This is a genomic window from Microvirga sp. P4_G7, assembly GCF_056401005.1.
Genome location: NZ_JBFUKD010000263.1, coordinates 1 through 4,791, shown reverse-complemented (window position 1 = coordinate 4,791; position 4,791 = coordinate 1). Strand labels below are relative to the sequence as shown.

The window sequence follows — 4,791 nt, the reverse complement described above, 5'->3', positions numbered from 1 at the left end:
ACTTCGCTCGGCCGCTACGGGCGGTGCGGCCCTGGGACCCGATACATTCCGCTTCTTCAGGGCCATGGGCGTGCCGCTGCGCCAGCTTTACGGACAAACCGAAACGCTCGGCGCCTATACGCTTCATCGCGCCGGAGACGTGAACTTCGACACTGTCGGCGTCGGCTTCGACGATCAGATCGAGATCAAGGTTGCGGCACCCGATTTGAATGGCGTCGGCGAAATCATCGCGCGCCATCCCAACATGTTCGTCGGCTATTACAAGAGCACCGAAACGAGCGGTACGGACCTCGTCGACGGTTGGCTCAATACAGGTGATGCGGGGTACTTTGATTCGAAAGGTCATCTGGTGGTAATCGATCGCATCAACGATCTTGCTGAGACGGCTAAAGGGGATCGCTTCTCCCCGCAATACATCGAGAACAAGCTAAAATTTTCGCCGTATATCGCAGAGACTGTCGTGCTTGGGGCTGGACGCGACTATCTCACGGCGATGATCTGCATCCGCTTCTCCATCGTCTCGAAATGGGCCGAAAAGAACCGCATCGGATTTACAACCTATTCGGATCTTTCTGCGCGACCAGAGGTCTACGAATTGCTGCGCAGAGAGGTGGAAACCGTCAATGCTTCGCTGCCGCCGGCGCAGCGTATCACCAAGTTTCTGCTTCTCTACAAGGAACTCGACGCAGACGACGGCGAGCTGACGAGAACACGCAAGGTCCGCCGCGGCGTCATCAACGAAAAATACGGCGATATCGTCGATGGTATCTATAGCGGCCGACCCGGCATCGATGTCGATACGAGCATTCGCTTTCAGGATGGTACGTCGCAACGCATTCGCACGACATTGCGTGTGATAGACCTTCCGCAGAAAGGAAATTCGTCAGCTCCAGCAAAGGCGGCGTGAGGAAAACGCTTCGACCATGAACACGCAGCTCCTGATACAGCTTCTCATCAACGGACTGATCGTCGGAGCGCTATATGGCGTCGTCGCGATGAGTTTCGTCTTGATCTACAAGGCGAGCCAGGTGGTCAACTTCGCTCAGGGCGAGTTTCTTCTCATTGGCGCCTGGGTGTGCTGGTGGCTTCTCACCAAGTACCAGATCCCGTTCTTCGCCGGCATGTTCATCACGCTTGTGTTCATGCTGCTGTTCGGAATTGCACTCCAGATCATCGTCCTGCGCCCATTGATCGGTGAACCGATCATCTCGGTCATCATGGTGACAATCGGCCTCTCGACGATATTCCAAGCTGCGATGAAATGGATCTTCGGAACCAATGCGCAACCCTTCCCGCCCATTTTCAAAACTCAGTCGATCAACCTGTTCGGATTACAGATCCAAACTGCGTATATCCTGAGCCTTGCGGTGTCGCTCGCCATGATGGCCGGCATGGCGTGGTTCTTCCGGTTTTCCAAGTACGGACTCGCTATGCGGGCAACCGCATTCAATCAACAGGTGGCGCAATCGCTCGGCATCTCGGTCAAGAACGTATTTGCCATGGCCTGGGCCATCTCCGCTGTCGTCTCTGCGGTAGCAGGCGTCGTCGTCGGTGTTGTCAACAGTGTCTCGCCAGCGCTGTCGACATACGGCATCAAGGTGTTTCCGGCGGTGATCCTCGGCGGCCTCGACAGCATCGTCGGAGCAGTCATCGGCGGGCTCATCATCGGGCTGCTCGAGAACATTGCGCACTATTTCGACAGCGAGTTTCTTCATTGGGGCAATCTCTATGAGATCGCACCATTCTACGTCTTGATCATCATTCTCATGATCAAACCGTATGGACTGTTCGGCACACGCAATATCGAGAGGATGTGAGAATGGCGAGTTCGAGCCTTCTCCCCGCGGGCGATTTCCGTACGACGTACGCCGCGGACACGACAATCTTCCCGACGGCGACGAGCCGGAACGTCACGATCGTTTCCGTGCTCGTCTTGTTGGCGGTGCCGACGATCTTCTCGTGGCTCGGCATCAGCCCCTATTGGCTCAGTCTGCTGATCCAGATCGGCTATTACGGCATTGCAGCGCTCGGATTGAACATCCTTGTCGGGTTCACCGGTCAGATCTCAATCGGGCATGCGGCCTTTTTCGGGTTTGGGGCATTCGCCTCGGCATTCATCAGCAGCAAGATGGGCGTACCGGTCTATCTCGCGATCCCCCTGAGCGGCGTTGCCACCGCCATGGTCGGCCTCGTCTTCGGCCTTCCGGCGGCTCGCCTCAAGGGCCTGTACCTGGCCATCGCGACGCTGGCGGCGCAATACATTCTTCTCGATTTCTTTTCACGCGCGGAGTGGTTCACAGGGGGCACCGTTCCCGCCTTGGCCGAGCCGTTCAGCCTTTTCGGATACACGATCAGGAGCGACCAGCATTACTTCTATGTCGTCGTCGCCTACCTCGTCGTTTGCTTCATTCTCGCGACGAACCTCATGCGAACCCGGGACGGGCGCGCGCTCATCGCCGTGCGCGACCACTATCTCTCCGCGGAGATCATGGGCATTAACCTCACCAAATATCGCATGCTCTCCTTTGGCCTCGCGGCGTTCTTCGCTGGTATCGGCGGTGCACTCTACGCCCACAATCAGGGTGTCGTTTCCAACGAGGGATTCGGGATCGACCGTTCGATCCTGTTCCTTGCCATGGTCATCATCGGAGGGCTCGGCTCGATCATGGGGACGCTGCTCGGCACGGCCTTCATGGTTCTCTTGCCCGAAGCCATGGACGGGCTGACGGCACTCCTGCGCGGCACGCCCATCGATCAAGCGCTGTCGCTTCGCGGGAACATCGCGTTTCTGCGCGAGATCTCGATCGGCCTCGTCATCGTTCTATTTCTCATCTTCGAACCTGAGGGCCTCGCCCACCGGTGGAGACAAATCAAGGCATACTGGAAGCTCTACCCGTTCTCCCATTGAGAACGGTCATCCATGGGAACGCATACAACAAACATGTCACGCGGAGGAAATCTCATGACGCTCAATACGATTCTGAAGACTGCATCGATGGCGGCCCTGCTGACGGGGCTCGCGGGAGCTGCGCAAGCGCAGATTGCCGTGGGACACCTGGCGGACAATTCCGGTGCAACGGCCGATGTCGGCACGCCGTTCGCACAGGGGGTTGCAGACGCCCTCGCCTACGCGAACCAGAAAGGAGGCGTCGGAGGCCAGAAGCTGAATGTCGACACGGTCGATTACGGCTACCAGGTTCCCCGCGCGGTCGCGCAGTACAAGCGTTGGGTGGGGGAGAAGGTCGCCGCGATCCAAGGCTGGGGCACGGCCGACACTGAAGCGCTGACAGGCTTCGTCGCGCAGGATCAGATCCCTTATATTTCGGGTTCTTATGCGGGCCAGCTGACCGATCCTACCGGCCAGGGCACCAAGGGTTCCAAGCCAGCGCCGTACAACTTCTTCTACGGCCCGAGCTATTCAGACTCGCTGCGTGCGATGTTGACCTGGGCAGCCGACGACTGGAAGACCAAAGGCAAATCCGGGAAGCCCAAATACGTGCATATGGGCGGCAACCATCCCTATCCGAATTCGCCGAAGGAAGCTGGCGAGTCGCTTGCCAAGGATCTCGGCTTTGATGTGCTCCCGGCGGTTCAATTCGCTCTGACGCCCGGAGACTACACGGCACAATGCCTGACCTTGAAGAGCTCCGGAGCGAACTATGCCTATCTCGGCAATACGGCGGGTTCGAACATCTCGGTCCTCAAGGCATGCAAGAATGCGGGCGTGGACGTCCAGTTCCTGGGCAACGTCTGGGGGATGGACGAGAATGCCGCCAAGGCCGCAGGCGATGCAGCGGACGGCGTCGTCTTTCCAGTTCGAACCGGTACGGTCTCTGGAGGCGATGCTCCTGGGATGAAAACCGTGTTGGAGATTTCGAAGGTCTCCGATCCGTCGGGAAGCATCTATCGTCCTGTGCACTACATCGCCGGCATTTGCAGCGCCTTCTACATGAAGGAAGCAATGGATTGGGCCACTCAAAACGGTGGGATCAGCGGGCCCAACGTTAAGAAGGGATTCTATGCCAAGAAAGATTGGGTGCCCGTCGGTCTCGAGGGCGTCTGCCTTCCGTCGACATGGACCGAAAACGACCATCGCGGGATGCTGACGGTCAACCTCTATCGGTCGAAAGTGTCCGGAAGCACCGAGGCACCCTTGAACGAGCTGGCTAAGAACGGCACGATCAAGCTGGAGAAGGTGACCACCATCAATCTGCCGCGTAAGCCGGAATGGCTCGGCTGGTGAGATTGTGAATTGGCGCTGCCCCGCATCGTCGCGGGGCAGCGATTGCAGGAGGATCGCCATTGCCGCAAAACCTCGCCAAACCAGCCGGCGTCCCCCAGGTCGAGTCGCTACTCTCGGTTCGCAATATCGAAGTGGTATATGACGAGGTCATCCTGGTCCTGCGGGGTCTCAGCCTCGATATACCCCTCGGCAGCGTCGTTGCGCTTCTCGGGTCGAACGGCGCCGGGAAATCGACGACACTCAAGGCGATTTCCGGCCTCCTCAAGACCGAGAATGGAGAGGTCACACGCGGCGAAGTCATCTTTGACGGACAGCGTATCGATGGGATCGAACCGGACCGCATCGTGCGCCGCGGCATCTTCCAGGTTATGGAGGGGCGTGGAATCATCGCCGATATGACGTCCATCGAAAACCTGCGTCTCGGCGCATTTACGCGGCGAGACAAGGAGGTCCAGCAGGATCTCGACATGGTCCTCGGCTATTTCCCCCGCTTGAAGGAACGAACAGGCCTTGCAGGCTATCTATCGGGTGGCGAGCAACAAATGCTC

5 protein-coding genes are annotated in these 4,791 nt (G+C 58.2%); all 5 read left to right on the top strand.

Features of this window, described 5'->3' with window-relative positions; genetic code table 11:
• A partial coding sequence (locus tag AC1DT3_RS12370) for an AMP-binding protein (protein ID WP_477465552.1) occupies positions 1–907 on the top strand: 907 nt, incomplete at its 5' end.
• 16 nt (positions 908–923) lie between these two features.
• Entirely contained in the window at positions 924–1,817 is an 894-nt protein-coding gene (locus AC1DT3_RS12365) for a branched-chain amino acid ABC transporter permease (RefSeq protein WP_477465551.1), read from the top strand.
• Positions 1,818–1,819: 2 nt separating this feature from the next.
• On the top strand, positions 1,820–2,908 hold the full coding sequence (locus AC1DT3_RS12360; protein WP_477465550.1) for a branched-chain amino acid ABC transporter permease: 1,089 nt from the start codon (positions 1,820–1,822) through the stop codon (positions 2,906–2,908).
• Positions 2,909–2,962: 54 nt separating this feature from the next.
• Positions 2,963–4,243 carry an ABC transporter substrate-binding protein gene (locus AC1DT3_RS12355; RefSeq protein WP_477465549.1) on the top strand — a complete coding sequence of 427 codons (1,281 nt, stop codon included), beginning with the start codon at positions 2,963–2,965 and terminating at the stop codon, positions 4,241–4,243.
• 59 nt (positions 4,244–4,302) lie between these two features.
• Positions 4,303–4,791 (top strand): ABC transporter ATP-binding protein (locus AC1DT3_RS12350; protein ID WP_477465548.1); only part of this gene is annotated, 489 nt, incomplete at its 3' end.